This window comes from Cupriavidus sp. OTU4054 (assembly GCF_038440175.1).
GTDB lineage: Bacteria > Pseudomonadota > Gammaproteobacteria > Burkholderiales > Burkholderiaceae > Cupriavidus > Cupriavidus pauculus_D.
On sequence record NZ_JASATF010000005.1, the window covers coordinates 219,188 to 245,825 of the forward strand.

26 protein-coding genes are annotated in these 26,638 nt (G+C 66.7%); 13 read left to right on the forward strand and 13 right to left on the reverse strand.

What is annotated here, in order from left to right:
• Positions 1–10: 10 nt before the first annotated feature.
• Both AAHB16_RS08905 and AAHB16_RS08910 read left to right on the forward strand, forming a co-directional pair.
• Positions 11–946, forward strand: coding sequence for an electron transfer flavoprotein subunit alpha/FixB family protein (locus tag AAHB16_RS08905; RefSeq protein WP_342050647.1), 936 nt, complete (start codon positions 11–13; stop codon positions 944–946).
• 91 nt (positions 947–1,037) lie between these two features.
• Entirely contained in the window at positions 1,038–2,807 is a 1,770-nt protein-coding gene (locus tag AAHB16_RS08910) for an acyl-CoA dehydrogenase (RefSeq protein WP_342050648.1), read from the forward strand.
• A gap of 72 nt (positions 2,808–2,879) precedes the next feature.
• Here AAHB16_RS08910 and AAHB16_RS08915 read toward each other — a convergent pair whose 3' ends face one another.
• Entirely contained in the window at positions 2,880–4,184 is a 1,305-nt protein-coding gene (locus AAHB16_RS08915; RefSeq protein WP_150370999.1) for a D-amino acid dehydrogenase, read from the reverse strand.
• A gap of 119 nt (positions 4,185–4,303) precedes the next feature.
• Between AAHB16_RS08915 and AAHB16_RS08920 the strand changes: the two genes are divergently transcribed.
• Together AAHB16_RS08920 and AAHB16_RS08925 are read left to right on the forward strand one after the other, a co-directional pair.
• Positions 4,304–4,810, forward strand: a complete 507-nt coding sequence (locus AAHB16_RS08920) for an Lrp/AsnC ligand binding domain-containing protein (RefSeq protein ID WP_150371000.1) — start codon at positions 4,304–4,306, stop codon at positions 4,808–4,810.
• Between the two features lie 77 nt (positions 4,811–4,887).
• Complete coding sequence (locus AAHB16_RS08925; protein WP_342050649.1) at positions 4,888–6,090, forward strand: PA0069 family radical SAM protein; 1,203 nt, start codon at positions 4,888–4,890, stop codon at positions 6,088–6,090.
• A 12-nt stretch (positions 6,091–6,102) separates the two neighbouring features.
• On the opposite strand, the gene AAHB16_RS08930 is transcribed toward AAHB16_RS08925, so the two are convergent.
• Together AAHB16_RS08930 and AAHB16_RS08935 are read right to left on the reverse strand one after the other, a co-directional pair.
• Complete coding sequence (locus tag AAHB16_RS08930; protein WP_342050650.1) at positions 6,103–6,615, reverse strand: NINE protein; 513 nt, start codon at positions 6,613–6,615, stop codon at positions 6,103–6,105.
• Between the two features lie 101 nt (positions 6,616–6,716).
• On the reverse strand, positions 6,717–7,148 hold the full coding sequence (locus tag AAHB16_RS08935) for a hypothetical protein (RefSeq protein ID WP_150371003.1): 432 nt from the start codon (positions 7,146–7,148) through the stop codon (positions 6,717–6,719).
• 507 nt (positions 7,149–7,655) lie between these two features.
• On the opposite strand from AAHB16_RS08935, the gene rpsP reads away from it, so the two are divergent.
• The 5 genes from rpsP to AAHB16_RS08960 all read left to right on the forward strand — a co-directional run bounded on the left by rpsP (position 7,656) and on the right by AAHB16_RS08960 (position 10,656).
• Positions 7,656–7,913 carry a 30S ribosomal protein S16 gene (gene rpsP / locus AAHB16_RS08940; RefSeq protein ID WP_150371004.1) on the forward strand — a complete coding sequence of 86 codons (258 nt, stop codon included), beginning with the start codon at positions 7,656–7,658 and terminating at the stop codon, positions 7,911–7,913.
• Between the two features lie 17 nt (positions 7,914–7,930).
• Positions 7,931–8,593 carry a ribosome maturation factor RimM gene (gene rimM / locus AAHB16_RS08945; RefSeq protein WP_342050651.1) on the forward strand — a complete coding sequence of 221 codons (663 nt, stop codon included), beginning with the start codon at positions 7,931–7,933 and terminating at the stop codon, positions 8,591–8,593.
• 16 nt (positions 8,594–8,609) lie between these two features.
• Complete coding sequence (gene trmD / locus AAHB16_RS08950) at positions 8,610–9,392, forward strand: tRNA (guanosine(37)-N1)-methyltransferase TrmD (protein ID WP_150371006.1); 783 nt, start codon at positions 8,610–8,612, stop codon at positions 9,390–9,392.
• A gap of 72 nt (positions 9,393–9,464) precedes the next feature.
• Positions 9,465–9,857: a 50S ribosomal protein L19 gene (rplS, locus tag AAHB16_RS08955; RefSeq protein WP_150371007.1), complete on the forward strand. Its 393-nt coding sequence runs from the start codon at positions 9,465–9,467 to the stop codon at positions 9,855–9,857.
• Positions 9,858–9,972: 115 nt separating this feature from the next.
• Positions 9,973–10,656: a CoA pyrophosphatase gene (locus AAHB16_RS08960; RefSeq protein WP_342050652.1), complete on the forward strand. Its 684-nt coding sequence runs from the start codon at positions 9,973–9,975 to the stop codon at positions 10,654–10,656.
• A gap of 15 nt (positions 10,657–10,671) precedes the next feature.
• Here AAHB16_RS08960 and AAHB16_RS08965 read toward each other — a convergent pair whose 3' ends face one another.
• Complete coding sequence (locus tag AAHB16_RS08965) at positions 10,672–11,523, reverse strand: sulfurtransferase (RefSeq protein WP_150371009.1); 852 nt, start codon at positions 11,521–11,523, stop codon at positions 10,672–10,674.
• Positions 11,524–11,687: 164 nt separating this feature from the next.
• Here AAHB16_RS08965 and dnaE point away from each other — a divergent pair, with 164 nt between their 5' ends.
• Together dnaE and AAHB16_RS08975 are read left to right on the forward strand one after the other, a co-directional pair.
• The gene (dnaE, locus tag AAHB16_RS08970) at positions 11,688–15,212 is read left to right on the forward strand and encodes a DNA polymerase III subunit alpha (RefSeq protein WP_150371010.1); all 3,525 of its coding nucleotides are present in this window, start codon (positions 11,688–11,690) and stop codon (positions 15,210–15,212) included.
• Positions 15,205–16,455 carry a glycosyltransferase gene (locus AAHB16_RS08975; RefSeq protein WP_342050653.1) on the forward strand — a complete coding sequence of 417 codons (1,251 nt, stop codon included), beginning with the start codon at positions 15,205–15,207 and terminating at the stop codon, positions 16,453–16,455. Before dnaE ends, AAHB16_RS08975 begins: the two co-directional genes overlap by 8 nt.
• Here the strand turns inward: AAHB16_RS08975 and AAHB16_RS08980 are convergent.
• Positions 16,385–17,170, reverse strand: a complete 786-nt coding sequence (locus AAHB16_RS08980; RefSeq protein ID WP_342050654.1) for a glycosyltransferase family 2 protein — start codon at positions 17,168–17,170, stop codon at positions 16,385–16,387. The genes AAHB16_RS08975 and AAHB16_RS08980 overlap by 71 nt on opposite strands.
• Positions 17,171–17,361: 191 nt before the next feature.
• Here AAHB16_RS08980 and msbA point away from each other — a divergent pair, with 191 nt between their 5' ends.
• Together msbA and AAHB16_RS08990 are read left to right on the forward strand one after the other, a co-directional pair.
• A complete protein-coding gene (gene msbA / locus AAHB16_RS08985) occupies positions 17,362–19,119 on the forward strand; it encodes a lipid A export permease/ATP-binding protein MsbA (RefSeq protein WP_150373709.1) in 1,758 nt (585 codons plus the stop codon).
• A gap of 64 nt (positions 19,120–19,183) precedes the next feature.
• A complete protein-coding gene (locus AAHB16_RS08990) occupies positions 19,184–19,795 on the forward strand; it encodes a peroxidase-related enzyme (protein ID WP_342050655.1) in 612 nt (203 codons plus the stop codon).
• 13 nt (positions 19,796–19,808) lie between these two features.
• Here AAHB16_RS08990 and AAHB16_RS08995 read toward each other — a convergent pair whose 3' ends face one another.
• The 8 genes from AAHB16_RS08995 to phnG form a co-directional block, all read right to left on the reverse strand.
• Complete coding sequence (locus AAHB16_RS08995; protein WP_223851468.1) at positions 19,809–20,231, reverse strand: hypothetical protein; 423 nt, start codon at positions 20,229–20,231, stop codon at positions 19,809–19,811.
• Positions 20,232–20,458: 227 nt separating this feature from the next.
• Positions 20,459–21,673 (reverse strand): alpha-D-ribose 1-methylphosphonate 5-triphosphate diphosphatase, encoded by a 1,215-nt coding sequence (locus AAHB16_RS09000; protein ID WP_342050656.1) that lies wholly within the window; start codon positions 21,671–21,673, stop codon positions 20,459–20,461.
• Positions 21,674–21,695: 22 nt separating this feature from the next.
• On the reverse strand, positions 21,696–22,430 hold the full coding sequence (phnL, locus tag AAHB16_RS09005) for a phosphonate C-P lyase system protein PhnL (RefSeq protein WP_342050657.1): 735 nt from the start codon (positions 22,428–22,430) through the stop codon (positions 21,696–21,698).
• Positions 22,431–22,435: 5 nt separating this feature from the next.
• Positions 22,436–23,212, reverse strand: coding sequence for a phosphonate C-P lyase system protein PhnK (gene phnK, locus AAHB16_RS09010; protein ID WP_342050658.1), 777 nt, complete (start codon positions 23,210–23,212; stop codon positions 22,436–22,438).
• The gene (locus tag AAHB16_RS09015; protein WP_342050659.1) at positions 23,209–24,114 is read right to left on the reverse strand and encodes an alpha-D-ribose 1-methylphosphonate 5-phosphate C-P-lyase PhnJ; all 906 of its coding nucleotides are present in this window, start codon (positions 24,112–24,114) and stop codon (positions 23,209–23,211) included. Before AAHB16_RS09015 ends, phnK begins: the two co-directional genes overlap by 4 nt.
• Complete coding sequence (locus AAHB16_RS09020) at positions 24,111–25,304, reverse strand: carbon-phosphorus lyase complex subunit PhnI (RefSeq protein ID WP_342050660.1); 1,194 nt, start codon at positions 25,302–25,304, stop codon at positions 24,111–24,113. Before AAHB16_RS09020 ends, AAHB16_RS09015 begins: the two co-directional genes overlap by 4 nt.
• Position 25,305: 1 nt before the next feature.
• A complete protein-coding gene (phnH, locus tag AAHB16_RS09025) occupies positions 25,306–25,941 on the reverse strand; it encodes a phosphonate C-P lyase system protein PhnH (protein ID WP_342050683.1) in 636 nt (211 codons plus the stop codon).
• A gap of 34 nt (positions 25,942–25,975) precedes the next feature.
• Complete coding sequence (gene phnG, locus AAHB16_RS09030) at positions 25,976–26,482, reverse strand: phosphonate C-P lyase system protein PhnG (RefSeq protein ID WP_342050661.1); 507 nt, start codon at positions 26,480–26,482, stop codon at positions 25,976–25,978.
• Positions 26,483–26,638 lie beyond the last annotated feature (156 nt).

Genomic DNA, 26,638 nt, shown 5'->3' on the forward strand with positions numbered 1-26,638 from the left:
GAGAGAAAACATGACTGCACTCGTCATTGCTGAACACGACAATCAATCGATCAAGGCCGCCACGCTCAACGTCGTGACGGCTGCCGCCCAGTGCGGCGGCGACGTTCACGTGATCGTCGCCGGCGCCAATGCCAAGGCCGCCGCCGACGCCGCCGCGAAGATCGCGGGCGTGAGCAAGGTCCTGCTGGCCGACGCGCCGTACTTCGCCGACGGCCTGGCCGAGAACGTGGCCGAGCAGGTGCTCGCGATCGCCAGCGACTATTCGCACATCCTGGCGCCGGCAACCGCGTACGGCAAGAACATCCTGCCGCGCGTGGCCGCCAAGCTCGACGTCGCGCAGCTGTCGGATATCACGAGGGTGGATTCGCCCGACACGTTCGAGCGTCCGATCTACGCTGGCAACGCGATTGCCACCGTGAAGTCGGCCGACAAGATCAAGGTGATCACCGTGCGCGGCACGGCGTTCGACCCGGCCGCGACGGAAGGCGGCTCGGCCAGCGTGGATACGCTGCAGGCCGTGGCCGACGCGGGCATCTCCCAATTCGTGTCGCGCGAAGTCACCAAGAGCGATCGTCCTGAACTGACCGCCGCCAAGATCATCGTGTCCGGTGGCCGTGGCGTGGGGTCGGGCGAGAACTACACCAAGGTGCTGACGCCGCTGGCGGACAAGCTGAACGCGGCGCTGGGCGCCTCGCGCGCGGCCGTGGACGCGGGCTTCGTGCCGAACGACTATCAGGTCGGCCAGACCGGCAAGATCGTCGCGCCGCAGCTGTATATCGCGGTGGGTATCTCGGGTGCGATCCAGCATCTGGCCGGCATGAAGGACTCCAAGGTGATCGTCGCGATCAACAAGGACGCCGAAGCCCCGATCTTCTCGGTGGCCGACTACGGCCTCGTGGGCGACCTGAACACCGTGGTGCCGGAGCTGGTGTCCGCGCTGGGCTGATCCACCGGCACAAGAAGAAAAAAATAGCCGTTCCGGGCGCGTCCCGCGAGCGGCTTTTTTATACGTTCATACCGAGGACGAGGAGACATCGATGACCTACCGCGCACCGCTCAAGGACATGCTGTTCGTGATGAACGAGCTGGCGGGGCTCGAGGCCGTGAGCCAGCTGCCGGGCTTCGAGGAGGCCACGCCCGATACCGTGCAGGCCGTGCTCGAGGAAGCCGCGCGCTTCAACGAACAGGTGGTGGCGCCGCTGAACCGCATCGGCGACACCGATCCGAGCAGCTGGAAGGACGGCGAGGTCCGGACCACGCCCGGCTTTCGCGATGCGTTCCGCCAGTTCGGCGAGGGCGGCTGGCAGGGCGTGCTGCATCCGGCCGAATTCGGCGGACAGGGTTTGCCGAAGCTCGTGGCGACGCCGTGCAACGAAATGCTCAACACCGCGAACCTGTCGTTCGCGCTGTGCCCGCTGCTGACCGATGGCGCGATCGAGGCCCTGCTGACCGCCGGCACCGAGGCGCAGCGATCGACGTTCCTGCCGAAGCTGATCTCGGGCGAGTGGACCGGCACGATGAACCTCACGGAGCCGCAGGCCGGCTCCGACCTCGCCGCGGTACGCACGCGCGCGGAGCCGCAGGGCGACGGCACGTTCAAGCTGTTCGGCACCAAGATCTTCATCACGTACGGCGAGCACGACATGGCGAAGAACATCGTGCATCTGGTGCTCGCCCGCACGCCCGACGCGCCCGAGGGCGTCAAGGGCATCTCGCTGTTTATCGTCCCGAAGTTCCTCGTCAACGCTGACGGCAGCCTCGGCGCGCGCAACGACGTGCATTGCGTGTCGATCGAGCACAAGCTCGGCATCAAGGCGAGCCCGACTGCGGTGTTGCAGTTCGGCGATCATGGCGGCGCGATCGGCACGCTGGTCGGCGAGGAGAATCGCGGCCTCGAGTACATGTTCATCATGATGAATGCCGCGCGCTTCTCGGTGGGCATGCAGGGCATTGCGGTGTCCGAGCGCGCGTACCAGCAGGCCGCGGCCTATGCGCGCGAACGCGTGCAGAGCCGGCCTGTCGATGGCTCGGCGCGCCAGGCCGTGACCATCGTCCATCATCCCGATATCAAGCGCATGCTGATGACGATGCGCGCGCTGACCGAAGGCGCGCGCGCGGTGGCCTATGTGGGCGCCGCCGCAAGCGATGCCGCGCACAATCATCCCGATGCCGACGAACGCGCGCGCAACCAGGCGTTCTATGAATTCCTCGTGCCGGTCATCAAGGGGTGGAGCACGGAGATGTCGATCGACGTGACGAGCCTCGGCGTGCAGGTGCATGGCGGCATGGGCTTTATCGAGGAGACGGGCGCGGCGCAGCACTATCGCGACGCGCGCATCCTGCCGATCTACGAAGGCACGACGGCCATCCAGGCCAACGACCTCGTGGGCCGCAAGACGCTGCGCGACGGCGGCGCGGTGGCGCGTGACATCCTGTCGCGCATCGCCGAGACGGAGGCCGCGCTAAGCGGGCATCCGGCCGTGCGCAGGCAACTCGCGCGTGGCCGCGAGGCGCTGGCCGATGTGGTGGCGTTCGTGGTGGAGAACGCGAAGGCCGATCCCAATGCGGTGTTCGCGGGCAGCGTGCCGTATCTGCGGCTGTGCGGCATCGTGTTCTCGGGCTGGCAGATGGCGCGTGCGTTGCTGGCCGCCGAAGCGCGCCGGGGCGACGATCCGTCGTTCTACGATGCCAAGATTGCCACCGCGCAGTTCTATGCGCAGCATCTGCTGCCGCAGGCGACGGCGTTGCGCGATGCGATCGTCGAGGGCGCGGCTTCGGTCAACGCGCTGACCGAAGACCAGTTCTGAGGCGCGCGCCCCAAAGACAAAGGGCCCCGCAAGGGGCCCTTTGTCATTCGGCGGGTGCGATCGGGCAGGCAATCAGGCCGGTACCGGACGCAGATTGCCCTGCGAGCGCGGCACCTTGCGATACCGATCCACCGACAGATCGTCGGCGCGAATCGCGGGGCGCGTGCCGGACACCAGATCCGAGAGCAGCTTGCCCGAGCCGCATGCCATGGTCCAGCCCAGCGTGCCGTGGCCCGTATTGAGCCACAGGCCGCGAATACCGGCCGGCCCGACGACGGGCGTGCCATCGGGCGTCATCGGACGCAGGCCGGTCCAGAACGTCGCGCGGCTCACATCGCCGGCGCCCGGGAACAGATCGGTCACCACATGCTCGAGCGTGCGGCGCTTGGCCGGGTCGAGCGTGCGGTCGTAGCCAACGATCTGGGCCATGCCGCCCACGCGGATACGATCGTCGAAACGCGTGATGGCCACCTTGTAGGTTTCATCGAGCACCGTCGAGACGGGGCTGCGCGACGCGTCGGTCATCGGCACCGTGATCGAGAAACCCTTGAGCGGATAGACCGGCAGGTTCGACAGGCCCGGCAGCACATGCCGCACGAACGGCGTCGACCAGCTGCCGAGCGCCACGACGACGGCATCGGCCTGCATCGGCTTGCCTTCGATCATCGCGCCCGTGATGGCATCGCCTTCGGTCAGCAGACCGTCGATCGAGCGGTTGTACTGGAACGTCACGCCGATGGACGCGGCCATCGCGGCCAGGCGCTGCGTGAAGAGCTGGCAGTCGCCGGTTTCGTCGTTCGGCAGGCGCAGGCCGCCGGCCAGCTTGCCGCTCACCGCGGCCAGCGCGGGCTCGCAGGCGGCGAGTTGCTCGCGGGTCAGCAGTTCGTAGGGCACGCCGGCTTCCTCGAGCACCGCGATGTCCTTGGCCGCGCCTTCGTATTGCTCGGCCGTGCGGAACAGTTGCAGCGTGCCTTGCTGGCGGCCTTCGTAGGAGATACCGGTCTCGGCGCGCAGCGTGCGGATGCAGTCGCGGCTGTACTCGGCCAGACGCACCATGCGCTCCTTGTTCACCGCGTAACGGTCCTCGGTGCAGTTCCGCAGCATCTGCCACATCCACTGCAGCTGGAACAGCGTGCCGTCCGGCTTGATCGAGAGCGGCGCGTGTTCCTGGAACATCCACTTGATCGCCTTTAGCGGAATGCCGGGCGCGGCCCAGGGCGAGGCGTAGCCCGGAGAGATCTGGCCGGCGTTGGCAAAGCTCGTGCCGAGCGCGGGTGCGGCCTCGCGATCGATGACGGTTACCTCGTGACCCGCGCGGGCCAGATACCAGGCGCTCGTGACGCCAATCACACCACTGCCAAGGACCAGAACTCGCATTTTTTTCTCTCCCCGACCAGGCTGTCAGGCTTTCATGGATGGATTTAGGAAACATCTCTATATTATTGAGTTCAACCCAGTCAGAGTTACCGTATTTATCAAGGAAACAGGAATAGTTCATGAGAACGAGCCGTCAACCCGTACGTAGCCTCGATAAACTCGACCGGCGCATCCTCACGCTCCTGCAGAGCGACGGGCGGATGTCGATGAAGGACCTGGCCGAGGCCGTGGGACTGACCATCACGCCGTGCATCGAGCGCGTGAAGCGGCTGGAGCGCGACGGCGTGATCATGGGGTATTACGCGCGGCTCAATCCGACGCTGCTCGGCAGCGGGCTGCTCGTATTCGTGGAGATCTCGCTCGGCAACAAGGCCGGGAACATGTTCGACAAGTTCCGGCGCGAGGTGCTGCGCATTCCGGAGGTGCTGGAATGCCATCTGGTGTCCGGGGACTTCGATTACCTGATCAAGGCGCGCATCCGGGAGATCGCGGAATACCGGCGGCTGCTCGGCGACATCCTGCTGCAGCTGCCCGGCGCGGCGCAGTCGAAGAGCTACGTGGTGATGGAAGAGATCAAGGAGACGCTCGAGATCATGGTGGAAGGGCGCGACAGTCCGCAGGGCTGAGGAGATTGCAATCGCACCAATTGCGCAATCGCGCGCGATGGCTTGGATACTGTATAAATATACAGTATCATCGGTGCATGGACGCGCATGACGAGCATGACGAATTTCCCCCGCCGGATACCTACGCCGCGGCGCCCGTTCCCCGTGAGGTGCCTCGTAAAGGGCGCGGCGCGGTGGCCAACGTGCAGGGGCGGTTCGAGCGCGACCAGCGCGAGCGGTTCGACGACGGCTGGGCGGAAGCGGAGGGCGGCGGGGGCAATGGCGACGGCGATGGCAACGGCAATACGCCGCCGCGGCTCGTCACGCAGGTGTCCATCGAACGCGCGCGATCGATTCTCACGCATAATGCGTCGCCGGATATCCCGTTCGATACTTCGCTCAATCCCTACCGGGGCTGCGAGCATGGCTGCATCTACTGTTTTGCGCGCCCCACCCATGCGTACCTGGACCTGTCCCCGGGCCTCGACTTCGAATCCCGATTATTCGCCAAGACCAACGCGGCCGAACGGCTTCGCGACACGCTGGCCCGCCCGTCTTATCGATGCGAGACCATCGCGCTCGGCGTCAACACCGATGCGTACCAGCCGATCGAGCGCGAGCATCGCATTACGCGCGGCGTTCTCGAGGTGCTGCACGAGTGCGACCACCCGGTCGCGCTGATCACCAAGTCTTCGCTGATCGAGCGCGATATCGATCTGCTGGCGCCGATGGCGCGGAAGCGGCTCGCGGTGGCCGCGCTGACCATCACCACGCTCGATGCCGAGATCGCCCGCACGCTGGAACCGCGTGCGGCCACGCCGAGCCGCCGGCTGCGCGCGATTCGCACCTTGTCGGAAGCGGGCATACCCGTGGGCGTGAGCGTGGCGCCCGTCATCCCCTTTATCACCGAGCCCGATCTGGAGCGCATTCTCGAGGCCGCGCGCGAGGCGGGCGCGGTGTATGCGAACTACATCGTGCTGCGGCTGCCCTGGGAAGTGCAACCGCTGTTCGAGCAATGGTTGCAGGCGCATTTTCCCGACCGTGCGGAACGCGTGATGAACCGCATCCGCGATATGCGCGGCGGCAAGGCGTACAACGCGGATTTCGCCACGCGCATGCGGGGCAGCGGGATCTGGGCCGATCTCATGCGGCAGCGTTTCTACAAGGCCGCGGACAAGCTCGGCTTTCGCTACGACCGCTACGGACTCGATACCACGTTGTTCCGGCCGCCAACCGTCACCAAGGCGCCGGTGCGCGCGCCGCAGGCCGCCGCTGACGGCGCGCAGGGGTCGTTGTTCTAGCGGCCGTCTCGATTACTGGGACAGCGCCTTGGCGGCTTCCACCTGCGATTCGAAGAACGTCTGGAAGCTGATCGCGAGCCCGGCCATCAGCAGGCCGGTGCCGATCAGCAGCGACAGGATCACGAGGATCACGACGGGCCAGCCCGAGCGGGTCGGCTGGCCATGCGGGTTGTAGCGTGCGTCCCATTGTTCGTCGGGGCGCAGGCCAAACACGATGGCCGTCAGGAATGCGCTGATCACGGAGATGCCGCCGGCAACGGCGAACGTCCAGTTCATTGCGGGATTGCCGGTGTCGAGCAGCAGCGAGGCGAAGCCGATCGCGCCGGCCACCGTAGCGAGCAGATGGAGCCAGCCGAACTTGTCGCCAACACCCTTCAGATAGAAACGATGCGCGCCCAGGCTGCCGGCCACGAAGGCCAGCGCGACGGTGATCAGCTTGGATTTTCCGCGGGGCTGGACGGCCGGCGCGAACGCGGGGGACGCACCGGAAGGCGCACCGGAAGGGCGGGGGCTGGCGACAGGCATCGTTGCGGCGAGGGAAGCGCCGCCCAGAGCGGCATTGGCGCACATTGTACGCCGGCCGCCCGCGGGCGCCGCACGGGATGCAGGGATGGCGCGGGATCGGACTACCGCCCGCCGTCGCGGCTGCGCGCCTGCCAGCCGGGGCCCATGCCCGTGGGGCGCGGGTCGTTGCCGCCTTGCGCATCGGCCTGCGCCGAGCGGTCCGGCGCGCGCGCGGCACGTCCGTCGCCGCGGCCATCGTCGCGGCGGTCCGGATCGGGGCGGCCACTCAGACGGTCGTCGGCGCGTGCGCGCGCTTCCATGCGTTCGATTTGCGCGCGCACATGGTCGCGGCTTTCGGCGCGCACGCTGGCGACCTCCATGCCACCGGCCACGCGGGGACCGTGCGCGGTGCCGTGCGTGGTATTGCCCCCCGCGGCGTGGCGGAGGTGTTGCCAGAAGGAGACTTGCGCATGACTGGCGGCAATTCCGCCGAGCAGCCCGGTGGCGACCAGGCTGCCCGCCACCAGTCTGCGAAGGCGAGAGCGGTCAAACATGCGAAATCCAGTAAGCCCGAACACAGATATCCAAAATGAAAAAACCGGGCGATGGGTTCATGTTACGCATGCGTCCGCGTGACCGCCTATGCCAATCCCGTTACCGGTGTAACGGATTGTTTCCCCGTTGCCGGAGGCACCGGAATCGCGCCGTGGTGGCCGGTTTCACGATCGATGGCAAGGCCGCGGCAGGACGCGTTTCGGCGGGCGTTTCTGCGGGCGTTTGGGCGGGCGTTCGGCGGCCGTTTCGGCGACCGTTTCGACGGCAGTGCGGGGCGCCGATTCCGCCGAAACATGGCAGGCGGCGCGCGTGCGGCCGGCCCGTCGTTCCTACGCCACACCGGCGCTACACCCGGCGCGACATCCAGACCCGCGTTGTCGGCTATGCGCCGCACGGGCCGGCGCGTTTGACGCCGGGGCGGCTATTTGTTTGTTCGGGGTCGGTTAATGGGCTATACTCTTGCGTTTCGTGTTCGCACACCCCCCGTTTTTTTCGAGGAATAACCCATGGTCGTAATCCGTCTGGCTCGCGGCGGCAGCAAGAAGCGCCCGTTCTTCAACATCGTTGCTACCGATTCGCGCAACCGTCGTGACGGCCGCTTCATCGAACGCATCGGCTTCTACAATCCCCTGGCCGCTGGCAAGGAAGAAAGCCTGCGCGTCGCGCAAGACCGCCTGACGTACTGGGAAGGCGTTGGCGCGCAACTGTCGCCGACCGTTGCCCGTCTGGTGAAGCAAGCCGCCAAGGCCACCGTCGCTGCCTGATTGATCAAGGCGCGTACGTGTCGGCTTCGGAAAGTGGGCGCCCCGCGCGCAAGCCACTGAATCTGCCGCCCCGGTCGTCCGCGGGCGAGGATCGCGCAGGCGGTCAGCCGAAAGCATTACCGCAGGCACTGTTGTACACGGAGCCGTTGCCCGATGATCTCATCGAGGTCGGCTACGTCGCCGCCGCGTATGGCATTCGGGGTTGGATCAAGGTTCAGCCGCATGCGGACGACGCCTCCGCGTTGCTCCATGCGCGGCGCTGGTGGTTGCTGCCGGCAACCCCGCAACCCGACGGTGTCAGGGTCGCGTTGAAGATCGCGCAATCGCGCGAGCACAGCGGTACCGTCGTGGCCCAGGCCACGGGTGTCTCGGACCGCAATGTGGCCGAAGCGCTCAAGGGCCGCCGTGTCTGGATCCGGCGGTCGGACTTTCCGGCACCGGAAGAAGACGAGTTCTACTGGGTCGATCTGATCGGCTGCGCCGTGTTCAACGAACAGGGCGAGGCGCTTGGCGAAGTGTCGGGCCTGATCGACAACGGTGCCCACCAGATTCTGCAGGTGGCGTATCAAGGTGCCGATGGCAGTGCCGACGAGCGGTTGATCCCGTTCGTGGACGTCTATCTGCGTACCGTCGATATTGCCGGCAAGCGGATCGTCGTGGACTGGGGACTCGACTACTGAAGCAAGGGAGGCGCGGATGCAGTTCGATGTGATCACGCTGTTTCCCGAGATGTTTCGTGCGCTGACCGACTGGGGTATCACCAGCCGGGCGGCCAAGCAGCAGCGTTACGCGCTGCGCACGTGGAATCCACGCGACTTTACCGTAGACAACTACCGTACGATCGACGATCGGCCGTATGGTGGCGGTCCCGGGATGGTCATGCTGGCCAGGCCGCTCGAGGACGCGATTGACGCGGCTGGCGCGGCGCAGTCGCAGGCCGGCGTGGACAAGCCCCATGTGGTGCTGATGTCGCCGCAGGGTGCGCCGCTGACGCATGCAAAGGTGATGTCGCTGGCACAACGGCCCGGACTGGTGCTGCTGTGCGGGCGCTACGAGGCGATCGACCAGCGTCTGATCGACCGCCGCGTGGACGAGGAAATCAGCCTCGGCGATTTCGTGCTGTCCGGGGGCGAACTGCCCGCGATGGCGCTGATCGACGCGGTGGTGCGGCATCTGCCGGGGGTACTCGGCGATGCGCAGTCGGCCGTGCAGGACAGCTTTGTCAACGGACTGCTGGACTGCCCGCATTACACGCGGCCGGAAGAATATGAAGGTGTGAGGGTGCCCGATATACTGCTGGGCGGCCATCATGCCGAGATCGAGAAATGGCGGCGCCAGCAGGCGCTGGCCAATACCGTGCGCAAGCGTCCCGACCTGATCGAGGCCGCGCGCGGGCAAGGTTTGCTGACCCGTGCCGACGAGAAATTCCTGTCGGAATGGGCTGCGAAAGAAGGGCGGGAGCCTGCTCCCGCCAAGTGATAACCCCATCCTCTGCCGGGGCCCGGAAAATCCGGGGCATTTAACGCCGGCACGATGGTCAAGGAGAAAACGATGAACATCATCGAGCAGATCGAGAAGGAAGAGATCGCCCGTCTGACCGCCAACAAGACCATTCCGGCATTCGCCCCCGGCGATACCGTGATCGTCAGCGTGAACGTGGTCGAAGGCAACCGCAAGCGTGTGCAGGCTTATGAAGGCGTCGTGATTGCCAAGCGCAATCGTGGCCTGAATTCGTCGTTCATCGTGCGCAAGATCTCGTCGGGCGAAGGCGTGGAACGTACGTTCCAGCTGTACTCGCCGCTGATCGCTGGCATCGAGGTGAAGCGTCGCGGCGACGTGCGTCGCGCGAAGCTGTACTACCTGCGTGAGCGCTCGGGCAAGTCCGCGCGTATCAAGGAAAAGCTGGTGTCGAAGGCTGCTGCCGCTGCAAAGGCTGCACAGTAAGGACCGGCATCCCCGCCGGGCAACCGGCGGCGCATGGCGTTGCGAAAGGCACCTTCGGGTGCCTTTTTTGTTGGTCCCTGCACCGCGCGCGGCGCTCTGTCATACTTGCTCCGTTATGCGCCCGATATTCGATCCCGAAACGCTGCCTGTCATCGACACCGACATCCGCGGCATTCCCCTTTCCCACGCCCGCATGGAGCCGGAATTCATCCGGCGCCGGCTGCAGTCCCCGCCACCGGCCTGGGAGCCGCTGCTGACGGACGAATCGCGCGTCTACGACAAATCGCGCGCGCTGCGCAATGCCTCCGTGCTCGTACCGCTGGTGGCGCGCGAGGATGGGCTCTGGGTCCTCTTTACGCAGCGCAATGCCAACCTCAACGCGCATGCGGGGCAGATCAGTTTTCCCGGTGGACGGCAGGAGGCATACGATGCCGATCGCGTGGCCACGGCGCTGCGGGAGACGGAAGAAGAAATCGGCGTCGGCCCCGATTACGTCGAGGTGCTCGGCACGCTGCCGGACTACATCACGGGTACCGGTTATCACGTGAGCCCCGTGGTCGGGCTGATGCGTCCCGGCTACGTGCTGCGCCCCGATGCGGGCGAGGTGGCGGAAGTCTTCGAGGTGCCGCTCGCGTTCCTGATGGATCCGGCGCGCCACGAGCGCCGGTTATTGCGCTGGGTCGATGGCGAGCGGAAGTTCTACGCGATGCCGTATCCGCGCGAGGAGGGTGGCCACCGCTTTATCTGGGGCGCCACCGCGGCGATGCTGCGGAATCTTTATTTGCTGCTGGCCGCCTGAAGCTCAGGTTCAGGTTCAGGCTGCGGCGCCGGCGGTTGCGACCGAGGCGCACTGCGGGCAGCTCTTGCCGACCACATACGCGGGATCCTGCTGCTGCTCGGCCGTCACCACGGCGCGGCACGCAAAGCACTGGACCGGGCCGGACGGCTCGAGGTTCGGGTTCAACGCGGTCCGATAGTCGAACACGAAGCAGTCGCCGCGATAGTGGCTGCCGCCGACTTCCTCGAAATACTTGAGGATGCCGCCCTCGAGCTGGTAGACGTTCTCGATGCCGACTTCCTGCATATGGATCGCGGCTTTCTCGCAACGGATGCCGCCCGTGCAGAACGACACCACGGTCTTGCCTTCGAAATCGGCCCGGTGCTCGGCGACGGCCGGCGGGAAGTCGCTGAACTTGGCGATGTCGTACTCGACGGCGGCCTCGAACGTGCCCACGGCCACCTCGAACGCATTGCGCGTGTCGAGCATCACCACGGGGCGCCCGGCGTCGTCGTGGCCCTGGTCGAGCCAGCGCTTGAGATCGACGGGGCTGACAGACGGCGCGCGTCCGGCTTCGGGCCGGATCAGCGGCATCTTCATCGTGATGATTTCCTTCTTCGCCCGGACCAGCATCCGCTTGAACGGCTGGTTCTCGGACAGGCTTTCCTTCGGCGCGATGTCCGCGAAGCGCGCATCGGCGTGCAGCCACGCCATAAAGCCGTCGATGGCCTCGCGCGGGCCGGCCAGGAACATGTTGATCCCTTCGGGCGCCAGCAGGATCGTGCCCTTGAGCGAGAGCGCCTCGCAGCGCGCGCGCATTTCCGAACGCAGCGGTTCGATATCGTCGATGGAGACGAATTTGTAAGCGGAAATGTTGACGATCTGCATGGGAACACTGCTCGACCACGAGCCTGCGCACGTAGTAACTGCCTGATTGGAAACGCGAAATTATACGCTTCGGGCGCGCCCGCCGCATGATCGGGGACAAAAATCGCGGTCCCCGCGGGCGGGGGCTGCCGGTACAATGTCGGCCTGAGATTCCCTGCCCGCCAATGTCCGCGCTCCGCTACGTACACCTCCGCCTGCATTCCGAATACTCCATCGTGGACGGCATCGTCCGCCTGGAGGATGCCGTCAAGGCCGCCGCCGCCGACGGCATGGGCGCGCTCGCGCTGACCGACCTCGCCAACGCCTTCGGCCTGATCCGCTTCTACAAGGAAGCGCGCGGCGGCGGCGTCAAGCCGATCGTCGGCGCCGACGTCTGGATCGCCAATGGCGACGACCGCGACAAGCCGTCGCGGCTGCTGCTGCTCGTGCAGGACAAGCGCGGCTACCTGAACCTGTGCACGATGCTGTCGCGCGCATGGCTCGGCAATCAGCACCGCGGCCGCGCGGAGCTGGAGGCGGGATGGTTCGACGAGCCGGGCGAAGAGGGCCTGCCGCTCTCCACGGGCCTGATCGCGCTGTCCGGCGCGATGGGCGGCGATATCGGCCTCGCGCTGGCCAACGCCAATGTGGAAGGCGCGCGGCGCGCCGCGCAGCACTGGGCGCGCGTGTTCCCGCAGCGCTTCTACATCGAACTGCAGCGCGCGGGCCTGCCCGGCACCGATGCCTACGTGCAGCAGGCCGTGCAGCTGGCCGCATCGATGCAGCTGCCCGTGGTGGCCACGCATCCGGTCCAGTTCATGACGCCCGACGATTTCACCGCGCACGAGGCGCGCGTGTGTATCGCCGAGGGCGAGCTGCTCGCGAACCCGCGCCGCGTGCGCAAGTTCACGACGGACCAGTATTTCAAGACGCAGGACGAGATGTGCGAACTGTTCGCCGATATCCCGTCCGCGCTGCAGAACGCCGTGGAGATCGCGCGGCGCTGCAACCTGACGCTGGAGCTCGGCAAGCCGCGTCTGCCGCTGTTCCCGACGCCCGACGGCATGTCGCTGGACGACTACCTCGTGCTGATGGCGCGCGAAGGCCTCGAGCGCCGGCTCGAGGTGCTGTACCCCGACGAAACGGTGCGCGAGTCCAAGCGCGCCGAGTACCACGCGCGGCTCGACTTCGAGACCGGCACCATCATCAAGATGGGGTTCCCGGGCTACTTCCTGATCGTGGCGGACTTTATCAACTGGGCGAAGAACAACGGCGTGCCTGTCGGGCCCGGCCGGGGTTCGGGCGCCGGTTCGCTCGTGGCATACGCGCTTGGCATTACCGACCTCGATCCGCTCAAGTACGCGCTGCTGTTCGAGCGGTTCCTGAACCCGGAACGGGTCTCGATGCCCGACTTCGATATCGACTTCTGCCAGCACGGCCGCGATCGCGTGATCACGTACGTGAAGGAGAAGTACGGCAAGGACGCGGTATCGCAGATCGCGACGTTCGGCACGATGGCGGCCAAGGCCGCGGTGCGCGACGTGGGCCGCGTGCTCGACCTCGGCTACGGTTTCGTCGATGGCGTCGCGAAGCTCATTCCGTTCAAGCCCGGCAAGCTCGTGACGATCGAGGAGGCCAAGAAGGAAGAGCCGCTGCTGACCGAGCGCGAGAACAACGAGGAAGAAGTCCGCCAGCTGCTGGAGCTCGCGCAGCGCGTGGAGGGCATGACGCGTAACGTCGGCATGCACGCGGGCGGCGTGCTGATCGCCCCGGGCAAGCTCACCGATTTCTGCCCGCTGTACACGCAGGGCGCGCAGAACGACGGCATGAGCGGCGTGGTGAGCCAGTACGACAAGGACGACGTCGAAGCCGCCGGCCTCGTGAAGTTCGACTTTCTGGGCCTGACCACGCTGACGATCCTCGACTGGGCCGAGCGCTATATCCGCCGGCTCGATCCATCGAAGGCCGACTGGAACTGCAGCCATATTCCGCTCGACGACGGCCCCGCGTTCGACATCCTCAAGACGGCCAACACGGTCGCCGTGTTCCAGCTGGAAAGCCGCGGCATGCAGGGCATGCTCAAGGACGCCAGGCCCGACCGCTTCGAGGACATCATCGCGCTCGTGGCGCTGTATCGTCCGGGCCCGATGGATCTGATTCCGAGCTTCTGCGCGCGCAAGCACGGCCGCGAGAAGGTCGAGTATCCGGATCCGCGCGTGGAGCCCGTGCTCAAGGAGACCTACGGCATCATGGTCTACCAGGAGCAGGTGATGCAGATGGCGCAGATCATCGGCGGCTACTCGCTCGGTGGCGCCGATTTGCTGCGCCGCGCGATGGGCAAGAAGAAGGCCGAGGAAATGGCCAAGCATCGCGAACTGTTTCGCGAGGGTGCCGCCAAGAACGGCCTCTCGTCGCAGCAGGCCGACGATATCTTCGACCTGATGGAGAAGTTCGCGGGCTACGGCTTCAACAAGTCGCACGCGGCCGCGTATGCGCTGCTCGCGTACTACACGGCGTGGCTCAAGGCGCATCATCCGGCCGAATTCATGGCGGCCAACATGTCGCTGGCCATGGACGACACGGACAAGGTCAAGATCCTGTACGAGGACTGCCGCGTCAACGGCATCAAGGTGCTGCCGCCGGACGTCAATGCCAGTGAGTACCGCTTCGCGCCGACCGATGCCAAGACCATCCGCTACGGCCTGGGCGGCATCAAGGGATCGGGGCAGGGCGCCATCGAGGATATCCTGCGCGCGCGCGAAGAGGCGCCGTTCCGCGACCTGTTCGATTTCTGCGAGCGCGTCGATCGCCGGCAGGTGAACCGCCGCACGATCGAAGCGCTGATCCGCGCGGGCGCGTTCGACAGCCTCAACGACAATCGCGGCCAACTGCTGGCGTCGGTGTCCATCGCCATGGAAGCGGCCGAGCAGAAGGCGGAGTCGGCCAACCAGGTCTCGCTGTTCGACCTGATGGACGACGCGTCCGCGGAAGCGCACCGGCCCGAGCTCGTCGATGAGCCGCGCTGGTCGATGAAGCGCACGCTGCAGGAAGAGAAGCAGGCGCTCGGCTATTACTTCTCCGGCCACCTGTTCGATGCATGGCGCGAGGAAGTGCGCCGCTTCGTCAAGGGCACGCTCGGCAACCTCGAGAAGGAGGTGCAGGGCAACGGCGGCGGCTACGGCCGCGACGTGCGCGGCAAGACCATCGCGGGCGTGATCGCGGGCATCCGCACGCAGATGACGCAGCGCGGCAAGATGCTGATCGTGGTGATCGACGACGGCACCGGGCAGGTCGAGATGACGGTGTTCAACGAGCTGTTCGACGCCAACCGGCATATGTTCCGCGAGGACGAACTGCTGATCGCCAAGGGCAATGCGCGCCACGATACGTTCACGGGCGGTGTGCGCTTCACGGCCGAGTCCGTGATGGACCTCGTGTCCGCGCGCGCCGAATACGCCGATGCGGTCTGCCTGGCCTTCAATGGCAATGCCTCGACCGAGCGGCTGCGCGAACTGCTGACGCCGTATCTGGCGAACGTATCGCGCACGCCCGGCGTGCCCGTGCGCATTCGCTATACCAATCGCAATGCGCAGTGCGAGGCGACGCTCGGCGCGCAGTGGCAGATCACGCCGTCCGACGATGCGCTGACGAGCTTCCGCAATGCGCTCTCCAACGATGGTGGCGACGGCGTGCGGATGATCTATGGCTGACGCATTGGGCCATCGCGACCCCCGCACACGCATCCTGTTCCACGTCACGCACTTCCTGCATGGCGGTATCGAGACCGCGCTGGTCTCGCTGCTTGCTTCGCTCGATCCGGCTCGCTTCGACGTCGGACTGACCGTGACCTATCCGTCGGACGCGCTGGAGAACCACTTTCGCGCGCGGCTGCCTTCGCATGTGAAGGTGCACGTGCTTGCCCCCGAACGCTGGCTGTCGCATTGCCGTCAGCTCAAGAAGGCACGCAAGCTCGGGCCGCTCGGCAAGCTGTACGAAGAGGTGCTGCTGCCGCCGGTGCGCAAGCCGCTGATGAATCGCCGCTTCCGGAAGACCCTGTCCGACCGGGCGTACGAGGTCGTGGTGGACTACGACATGTCGCTGTCGCGGCTGACTGGGCGCCTGCCCGTGCCGATGATCGGCTATCAGCATTTCAGCGTGGCGCACCTCGCGCAGGGCCATGGCCGCAAGCTGCGCAAGCTCCGGCACCAGTGCCGCGTGGACTACGATCGCGTGGTCATGCTCAACGAGAGCATGCTCGCGGACGCGAAGCGGCTGATTCCCGAAGCCGCCGACAAGTTCGTGAAGCTTTACAACGCATTCGATCTCTCGCGTATCCGCTCGCTGGGCGATGTGGCGCTGCCCGAGTTGCCGACGGCGCCGTACATCGTTTCCGTGGGACGGCTGGAAGAGAGCCAGAAGGACTTCACGACGCTGCTGAAGGCTTATGCCCGGCTCGTGCGCGATGGGGTCGCCGAAGATCTCGTCATCGTCGGCGAGGGCGCGTCGCGCGCGCAACTGGAGGCACTGACGCGCGAGCTCGGCCTCGCCGAGCGCGTGCGCTTCGCGGGCTTTCAGTCCAATCCTTTCCCATGGATGCGTCATGCAAGGCTGATGGCGTTCAGCTCGCGCATGGAAGGGCTGGGCAATGTCCTCGTGGAGGCGCTGGCGCTCGATCAGGTGGTGGTGAGCACCGACTGCCCCGTGGGGCCGCGCGAAATGCTCGACGATGGCCGCGCGGGGCTGCTGGTGCCCGTGGGCGACGTCGATGCGCTGGCCGATGCCATGACGCGCGCGCTGCGCGATGCGGCGCTGCGTCAGACGCTGCTGGACCACGCGCGCGGGTTTGTCGCGGGCCTGGGCCTGGCGCCGACCGCCGAGGCGTTCAGCCGCGTGGTGGCGTCGCTGACCGGTCGTCCGGTTGCCGCGCCTGCCGGCACAGCAGCCACAGCTTGACGTACTTGTAGTAGCTGGCCTGGCCGTTCATCAGCGCCACGCCGAGCCCCTGCGCGCCGTCGAGAAAGCCGCGCCGGAATACCCACGTGCGCAGGAACGCCCAGACGCCGTGGCCGAGCGCGCTGGCTACCGTGGCCGTCTTGCCGCGGCGGAACGCCTGCTGGGCGCCCAGGGTCGAGTATTGGTCGATCTTGCGCAGGACCTGCGAGAAATCGTCGTAGGTATAGTGGAGCAGCGGCGTGCGCAGCCTTGCCACGGGTTGGTCGGCGACCACGTTCTCGTGGACGAGGTCGTCGGTGAAGCGGGCCTTGCCCACGCGGAACACGCGCGTCAGATAGTCGGGATACCAGCCGCCGTGGCGGATAAAGCGGCCGCAGAACCGGGAAAGACGCGGCATTTCATAGGCATCCGCGCTGCCGGATTCGATCGCGGCGAGGATTTCATCGCGCAGTTCGGGCGTGACGCGCTCGTCCGCATCGATCGACAGCACCCATTCGGTCTGGACCTTCGACAGCGCGAGGTTTTTCTGCGGGCCGAAGCCGGGCCACGTATCGGTCTGATAGACGTCCGCGCCGAGCGAGCGCGCGATCTCCACGGTGCCGTCCGTGCTACCCGAATCCACTATAATCGCGCGGTCGCACCAGGAAACGGACGCCAGGCACTCGGCGATGTTGTGAGCCTCGTTCTTGGTGATCAGGACGGCAGAGATTTTCATAGAGATGGTGGCGATGGAGCCCGGCCCGACCGGTTCGGCGAGGGCGCTCCCACAGACCCGCTATTCTAGCGGGACTTGTGTCCTCCACCGCGCCCCTGCGATCGGCCTTCGGCCGATGCCCCCGGATTAAGAAGCACTCCCCGCGCAAACGGGGTGGAGTCAATGTGAAAGACAAGCAAGCACAATCATCGTTGGTCAAGACGTCGCTGCAGGAGCGCGATACGCTCCGCCGCGTCTGGACCTACCTGCGGCCCGAGCTGCGTACCTTCCTCCTCGCGATTCTGGCGATGGGCGTGGTGGCGGCCAGCGAGGGCATCATCCCGAAGATCGTCAACGACCTGCTCGACAAGGGCTTTGGCGGCGCGTACGCGGGCAAGCTCTGGCACGTGCCGGCGCTGCTGACTGGCGTGGCGCTGATCCGCGGCGTGGCGCAGTTCACGTCGGGCTACCTGCTGAGCCGCGTGTCCAACAACGTGCTCAAGACGATGCGGCTGCAGATGTTCGAGCGCATGCTCCATGCGCCGGCGCTGTTCTATCACCGCAATACCGCGGCCTCGCTGATCAACGCGGTGGTGTTCGAGGTCAACCAGGTCATGCAGATTCTCACAGGCGTGCTCATCACGCTCGTGCGCGATTCGCTGACCGTGCTCGCGCTGCTGATCTACCTGTTCTACACGAACTGGCGCCTGACGCTCGTGGTGGCCGTGCTGCTGCCGTCCATCGGCTTCGTGATGTCGCGCGTGAATCGTCGCCTGCGCAAGCTCAATCGCGAACACCAGGCGATGACAAACACCGCGGCCTATGTGGTCGAGGAAGCGGCCGGCGGCTACAAGGTCGTCAAGCTGCACGGCGGCGAGGCGTACGAGATGGATCGCTTCCAGACCATGGCGGAGCGCCTGCGCGGTTATTCGATGCGCATGGCCGTGGCGGGCGGCCTGAATCAGCCCGTGACGGCATTCCTGGCGTCGCTGGCGCTGTCGGTGATCCTGACTATCGCCGTGGTGCAGTCGCAGGCCAGCCAGACCACGGTGGGCGGCTTCACGGGCTTCGTGATGGCCATGCTGCTGCTGATCTCGCCGCTCAAGCACCTGACCGACCTGAACCAGCCGCTGCAGCGCGGCGTGACGGCCGCGGAGATGATCTTCGGGCTGATCGACGAACCGATCGAGCCGCAGCAGGGCGGACTGCCGCTTGCGCGCGCCAAGGGCGATCTCGCGTTCGAGAACGTGGGCTTCCGTTATGGCGATGCGGGACGCGCGGCGCTGTCGAACGTCGCGTTCCGGGCCTCGGCCGGCGAAGTCGTGGCGCTGGTCGGGCCTTCGGGCAGCGGCAAGACCACGCTGGTCAACCTCGTGCCCCGCTTCTTCGATCCGACCGAAGGCCGCATCCTGCTGGACGGCCAGTCGATCGACGCGTTCGCGCTGGCCGATCTGCGCCGCCAGATTGCCTTCGTGAGCCAGGACGTGGTGCTGTTCAACGACACCGTCGCCGCGAACGTTGCCTATGGCGTGCATCCGGGCGAGCAGATCGACATGGCGCGCGTGGAGCGCGCGCTGGCGGCGGCCTACCTGACGGATGTCGTCAGCGGTCTGCCGGAAGGTCTGGAGACCAATATCGGCGACAACGGCATGAAACTGTCGGGCGGCCAGCGCCAGCGTCTGGCCATCGCGCGCGCGATCTACAAGGATGCGCCGATCCTGATCCTCGACGAAGCCACGTCGGCGCTGGACTCGGAGTCCGAGCGCCAGGTGCAGGCCGCGCTCGAGTCGCTGATGGTCGGCCGCACCACGCTCGTGATCGCGCACCGGCTCTCCACCATCGAGAACGCGGATCGCATCGTCGTGCTCGAACATGGCCGTGTGGCCGAGCAGGGCAGCCATGCGGAACTGCTGGCGGCCAACGGCCTCTATGCGGGGCTGCATCGGATTCAGTTCGCGACGTCGCAGTAAGCCTCCGCGCCGGATGGCGGTAAGATGCGGCTTCAGACGGGGACCATACCCCGAGGAGACTCGCATGACCGCCATCAGCCCACTTCCTGTTAGCGGATTTCCCGTTAGCCGGTTTCCCGTCCCCGAACTGAAGGACCTGCCCGACGATATCCGCGCGCGGATCGTCGAGGTGCAGGAAAAGGCGGGCTTCGTCCCCAACGTCTTTCTGGCGCTCGCGCACCGTCCCGACGAGTTTCGCGCGTTCTTCGCCTACCACGACGCGCTGATGCTCAAGGAGACGGGCAGCCTGACCAAGGGCGACCGCGAGATGATCGTGGTGGCCACGTCGGGCGCCAATCAATGTCTCTACTGCGTGGTCGCCCATGGCGCGCTGCTGCGCATCTACGAGAAAAAGCCGCTGATCGCGGATCAGGTGGCCACCAATTACCGCAAGTCCGATATTTCGCCGCGCCAGCGCGCGATGCTCGACTTCGCGATGAAGGTCTGCGAGGACTCGCGCGGCGTTTCGGAAGCCGACTATGATGCGCTGCGGGAACACGGCTTCAGCGACGAGGACGCGTGGGACATCGCGGCCATCACGGCGTTCTTCGGGCTCTCCAACCGCATGGCCAATACGATCGCCATGCGTCCGAACGACGAGTTCTACCTCATGGGGCGCGTGCCCAAGGCAAAGTAGCCGGTGCGCCGTCCTATTTGATGTCCGCGCAGTTGCCGCTGCGCGGGTCGAACAGCACGGGCCACGCCTGCTCGTAGATGCCGGCCGTGCAATGCTTTTCGCAGCGCGCATGCGCGAGTGTGACGCGCCGCGGATCCTGCCAGACCATCAGCTTGCAGCCGCTGCCATCGAGCGCGACGAGTTCGATATGCGGTGTCTGCTGCGTCTGTTTGAATTCGGACAGATTGAATTCGCACGAGCCGCGCTTCGACACCCATAGCTTCCAGCTCAGCGTCTTCACGTCGTTGTGCGAGATGCGCATCATGGCGTCCTCGCGAAAGCCGTCTTCTTCGGTCCGCTTGCAGTCTCCGGCCATGTCGATGACGCGGGCGGGAATCGGGGTCGACCGGGTTTCGGGCGCGGGTGGGTAAGTCTTGGGCGCGCTCGGGCCCTGCATGGGCTTCGAGCGGTCGGCGAGCATCGGCGGCGTGCACGCGGCGCAGAGCAGCGTGGCCAGCAGCACGGCTGGCGCGGTAAGACGGGATGGCATGACGACTCCTCGACGGCCCCTACATGATCAGTTATAGGGGGCGCGCCGGGGAATGGGATGGGTGCCGGCGTCGGTGATTATCCTAGAGGCGGCGTCAGGGTAGCCGTCTATAGTCAGAGGATGCGCCGGCGACGTCAGGCGACAGCCGCCTGCGACTCCCGTTGCCGAACGCTTTCGCTTTCCATACGCTCGTTCGGATATCCCGCCGCGAACACCAGCCGTCCCGCCGACCACGTATGCGTGACCAGCGGCTGCCCGGCCACCGTCCTGACCGCGATGACGTCCGCGCGTGCGCCGGCGCGCAGGCGGCCGCGGTCCGCCAGCCCGCAGGCATCGGCCGGGTTGGCCGTGACCAGTGCCAGTGCCGCGTCGAGCGGCAGTTCGGCCTGACGCGCCGCCGCAAACGCGGCCGCGATCAGCGTCGAAGGCTGGTAGTCCGAACACAGGATGCTGGCCACGCCCGCGAGAATCGCATCGAGCGCCCGCATCGAACCGCTCTGGCTCCTGCCGCGCAGCACATTGGGCGCGCCCAGGATCGTGGGCAGCGCCACATCCCTCGCGGCGCGCGCCGTGTCCACGTTGATCGGGAACTCGCTCATCCGCACGCCGAGCGCATGCATGGCGGCGATGCGTTGAGGCGAATCGTCGTCGTGGCTCGCGGTCGGAATGCCGTGCAGGCGCGCACGGTCCAGCAGGCGGTTGACGCGCTCGGGCGCGCCCTCGAGTTCGGCCTGCTTCTTCGCGGCGGCGTCCGCCGCCTCCTCGCGCGTCATGCCGTGGTTGCCCATCATGTACGCCAGGTAGGCATCCAGCGTCTTGAACTGGCCCTGTCCCGGCGAGTGGTCCATGACGGACAGCAGATCGACCGCGCCTTCGTCCATCAGCGCCTCGAGCACGGGTACGGCGGCCGGATCGGTGACTTCGTAGCGGCAGTGGATGCGGTTATCGACGAGGCTGTGCGCGTTGAATGCGGCCACGGTGCGTACGAGCGTCGCGGCCGTGTCGTTGTTGCGCACGCCGAACTGGTTGCTCGCGAACGACAGCGCGTGATACGGCGTGGTGATGCCGGCCGCCGCGTTGCGGCGATCGACCTGCGCCACGGCGAAGTCGAGCGGAAACAGCACGCCCGCGCGCGGTTCGGCTTCCTTCTCGATGGCGTCGCAGTGCACGTCGATCAGGCCGGGCATGACCGTATGGCCGCGCAGGTCGATCACGCTGGCGCGCGACGGCACCTGTGCGGCATCGGGTTCGATGGCGACGATATGGCCGTCGTCGATCAGCAGCGCGCTGTCGGCGAGCAGCCGGTCCGGCAGCACGAGCGTGGCGTGCGTGAGGTAGCTTGTGGACATGTCGGAAGGTCCGAAGAAGGGGTCAGGCCGCCGCGCCGGTGGCATGCACGGCGGGCTGCAACGGCAGCAGGCGTGTGGCCACGGCGTCGCGCACGGCTTCGTCGTGGAAGATGCCGATCAGGCAGCGGCCCGCGTCGAGCGCTTCGCGGATAAGCGCCACCACGACCGCGCGGTTGTCGGCGTCCAGCGATGCGGTCGGCTCGTCGAGCAGCAAAATCGGGTGGTTGCCGATCAGGCCGCGCGCGATATTCACGCGCTGCTGCTCGCCGCCCGAGAACGTCGCGGGCGGCAGGTCCCACAGGCGGCGCGGCACGTTGAGCCGCGCGAGCAGTGCCGCGGCGCGTTCGCGCGCCTCGGGCAGGGCCGTGCCGCGCTGCTGCAGCGGCTCCGCCACCACGTCGAGCGTGCTGACGCGCGGAATCGCGCGCAGGAACTGGCTCACGTAGCCGATGACGTCGCGGCGCAGGCGCAGCACGTGCTGCTCGGGCGCATCGGTCAGCTCGATCCACGGGGCGCCTTCCTGCGCGGTGTCGCGCAGGCGGATGGAACCTTCCGTGGCCAGGTAGTTGCCATAGAGGCAGCGCAGCAGCGTGCTCTTGCCCGTGCCCGAGGGGCCGGACAGCACGAGGCATTCGCCGCGGGCCGCATCGAAGTCGATCGCCTGCAGCACGGGCAGGCGGATGCCGCCCTGGTTGTGCAGCGTGAACATCTTGCCGAGGCCACGGACCTCGAACATGCGTTGGGAGTCGTCGTGCATTGCGATCAGCCTTGCAGGATGGAGGACACGAGCAGCTGCGTGTACGGGTGTTGCGGATCGTCGAGAATCTGGTCGGTCAGCCCCTGCTCGACCACGCGGCCGCCCTGCATCACGATGGTCCGGTGCGCGAGCAGGCGCGCCACGGCGAGATCGTGCGTGACGAGGATGGCGGCGAGCCCGAGGTCGTTCACGAGCCGGCGCAGCAGGTCCAGCAGGCGCGCCTGCACCGAGACGTCGAGCGACGCGGTGGGTTCGTCCATGAACACGAGGCGCGGATGCGTGACGAGGTTGCGCGCGATCTGCAGGCGCTGCTGCATGCCGCCCGAGAACGTCGCGGGAATGTCGTCGAGACGCGCGAGGTCGATCTCCATCTTCTCCAGCCACGCACCGGCGATTTCGCGCAGGTCGCCATAGTGGCGCTCGCCCACGGCCATCAGGCGCTCGGCGATATTCGCGCCCGCGCTGACCTGCATGCGCAGCCCATCGCGCGCATGCTGGCGAACGAAGCCCCAGTCCGTGCGCGCGAGCAATCGCATGCGCGCGCTCGACAGCGTGGCCAGATCGGTCAGCCCTTGTTCGCGTACGTCGTACCAGACGCTGCCGCGCTGCGGGGCGGCCTGCATCGACAGTGCCTGCAGCAGCGTGCTCTTGCCGGAGCCGGACTCGCCGACCACGCAGAGCACTTCGCCCGGATAGAGATCGAAACTGACGTCATGGCAGCCGTGAATGCCGTCCCACGTGCGGCTCACGTCGCGGACCGAGAGGAGGGGCGTCGCGCTCATGCTGCGGCTCCTTCGATGGATTGGCGGCGTTCCGCACAGTACTCGGTGTCCGAACACACGAACATGCGCGTGCCCGCGTCGTCGGTGATGATCTCGTCCAGATAGCTGTCGGTGGCGCCGCACTGCGCGCAGCAGCTCGACCACTTTTCGACCGTGAACGGGTGATCGACGAAGTCGAGGCTCTTGACCGACGTATAGGGCGGCACCGCGTAGACGCGCTTCTCGCGGCCCGCGCCGAACAGCATCAGCGCCGGGCTGTTGTGCAGCTTGGGGTTGTCGAACTTGGGAATCGGCGAGGGACGCATCATGTAGCGCTGGTTGACGATAACCGGATAGTCGTACGTCGTCGCGATATGGCCGTGGTGCGAGATGTCCTCGTAGAGCTTGACGTGCATCGCGCCGTACTCGGCCAGCGAATGCATCGTGCGCGTTTCCGCTTCGCTCGACTCGAGCCAGCGCAGCGGCTCGGGAATCGGCACCTGGAACACCATGACCTGTCCCGCGCGCAGCGGCGTTTCGGGAATGCGGTGGCGCGTCTGCACGATCGTCGCGTCGTGCGTGCGTTCCGTGGTGGCGACGCCCGTCACGCGGCCGAAGAAGCGGCGGATGTTGATGGCGTTGGTGGTGTCGTCGGACCCCTGGTCGATGACCTTCAGCACATCGCGCGTGCCGATGATCGCGGCGGTCACCTGGATGCCGCCGGTGCCCCAGCCATACGGCAGCGGCATCTCGCGGCTGCCGAACGGCACCTGATAGCCCGGGATGGCCACGGCCTTCAGCAGTGCGCGGCGCAGCATGCGCTTGGTCGATTCGTCGAGGTAGCCGAAGTTGTAGTGGTCGTCGCGCGCCACCTTGGTGGCGGCGGCTTCGCGGTCGCTGAACGGATTCACGGACTGGCTCATGCGAGCGTCTCCTCTTGCGGCTGGGGAGCGATAGGGGTGTCGGTGTCGGCCGCGAGCGGTTGCCGCGAGGCCGGCGCCGACGCGTCGGCCTGTTCCGCGCGCAGGCGGCGCAGCAGTTCGAGGTTGGCCTGGAAGTCGACGTAGTGGGGCAGCTTCAGATGCTGGACGAAGCCCGAGGCCTCGACGTTGTCGCTGTGATAGAGCATGAACTCGATATCGTTGGCCGGTGCGTCGCCGGCTTCGCCGAGCTCCGCCGCGCGCATCGCGCGGTCGGCCAGTGCCATCGACATGGCCTTGCGCTCGCCATAGCCGAACACGAGGCCATAGCCGCGGGTGAAGCGGGGCGCCTCGTTGGCGCTGCCCGCGAACTGGCTCACCATCTGGCATTCGGTCACTTCGATCTCGCCGATGGTCACGGCGAAGCCGAGCTCCTCGACGAACAGTTCGACCTCGGTGTTGCCATAGCGGATCTCGGCCGCGAACGGATGCGTATTGCCGTAGCCGCGCTGCGTCGAGTAGCCCATCGACAGCAGAAAGCCTTCGTCGCCGCGCGCGAGGTTCTGCAGGCGCGCGGCGCGGCCGGCGGGCAGCGTAAGCGGTTCGCGCGTGAGGTCGGGCGGTGCGGGATCGCCGGGCGGAATCGCATCGATCTCCACCAGCGATTCGGCTTCGAGCAGCGTCGTGACGCGCGGCATGGAGGCGGCGGGTTTGCCGGTCGCGACAGTGGTGGGAGCAGCGGTGGCAGCAGCGGTGCCGGCTTCGATATGGGGCTCGGCATTGCCTTCGACTTCCAGCGAGAAATCGAGCAGCCGCTGCGTGTAGTCGTAGGTCGGCCCGAGGACCTGTCCACCGGGCACATCCTTGAACGTCGACGAGATCCGGCGGTGCAGGCGCATCGCGCCCGTATCGAGCGGTTGCGTATAGCCGAAGCGCGCAAGCGTGGTGCGATAGGCGCGCAGCAGGAAGATTGCCTCGACCTGATCGCCGGCCGCCTGTTTCAAGGCCAGTGCGGCCAGGTGCGGATCGTAGAGCGAGCCTTCGGCCATCACGCGCGAGACCGCGAGCGGCATCTGCTCGCGAATCTGCGCGAGCGTGAGTTCGGGAACCGCGACGTTGCCGCGCCGATAGGCGTCGAGCCGGCGGTACGAGTTGAGGATGGCGCGTTCGCCACCCTTGACGGCTACGTACATGTCAGGCCTCCAGATGCGTGGTGCGCGGCAGCGCGCAGAAGCGGTCGCCAGCGGTCAGCAACAGATCCACGCCGAGCGGGAAGCCCGCGTTGTTGGCGCGCCATTGCGCGGGGAAATCGGTGGGCAGGCCGCTCGCGTACAGCGCTTGCGTGATCTCGATGCCGGGGCCGCGCAGCACGAACGTGTCGTCGGGCGCGGCCGTGTTCGCGAGGGACGACACTTCCACGAGCAGCGTGGCCGAGCGATCGGGGTAAGCGGGGTCGCCCTGCGCGCATTGCGCGAGCGGCGGCACGGCGTGGCCCGCGGGCACGCACACGAAGGTCGCCTGCCCCAGGGTCTCCGCCAGCGGGCAGCCGCAGTGGAAACGCAGGAACGCGCGCGCGGCCGAGCCGATATCGGCGGGCAGCCAGACGGGCGTGTCGCTGTCCGCGAGCGTGAGCAGCAGGGCGGTCATGGCCGGGGACAGGCCGTCCGGCAGTCCCGTGCTGGCGGCGGGCAGGGCCTGCAGCGTGCCGGGATGGGCAAACGCGTCGAGCGCCGCGCGGAAGACCTGCTGGGCGTCGTCGACGGGGTTGTCGAAGCCGGGCAGCAGCGACGGGCCCGTCGTGGCATCGACCCGAGCGGACAGGGAGGCCATCGTGGTGGTGTCGTGGGTATCGATAGGGGTCATGTCAGTCCTCGCCGCGTGCCATCGTGAAGAACTCCACGCGCGTGCGCGCGGCCTCGGCGGCCTCGCGCGCGGCGCGCGCGGCAAGTGCCGCGTCGAGCGGCGCGATCACCGACGCGTGGATACGGTCATGCCACGCGGGGAGTTGCAGCAATGCATCGAGCACCGCCGCGCGCTCCGCATGGCGCGCGCCACGGCCGCCGCAGCCTTGCAGATAGGCCACGCCCGCGACACCATCGGTGTCGAGCACCACGGCGCAGCGCGTGACGGACATCTCGCCGAGGTTGAACTGCGCCCCGGTGCCGCCGGCGCGCGCGCGGACCATCGTCATCCCGCTCTCGGGTTTGCGCAGGAAGCGGTAGGCGGGCATCTGCGCGCCGTCGGCGAGCAGGCGGTCCCATGCGGTGTCCAGTGCGTCCGGGCCCGACAGCGCGAGCGTGCGCATCCATGCGGCGCGGGCGGCATTCGCTGCATTCGCCACGTTGGTATCGCCGGAATCTTGGGTCTTCATTCTTACCCCTATACGTCTATACGTTTAGATGTACACTATCACAACTGGGCGCTACTAGACCACACAGGGATGACGCTTTGATGACGCGCCCGACGATCCTTTCCACCCCGCACACCGGCTCGCGGCCGTCGCCGCGCTGAGGCACAATCGCATGGT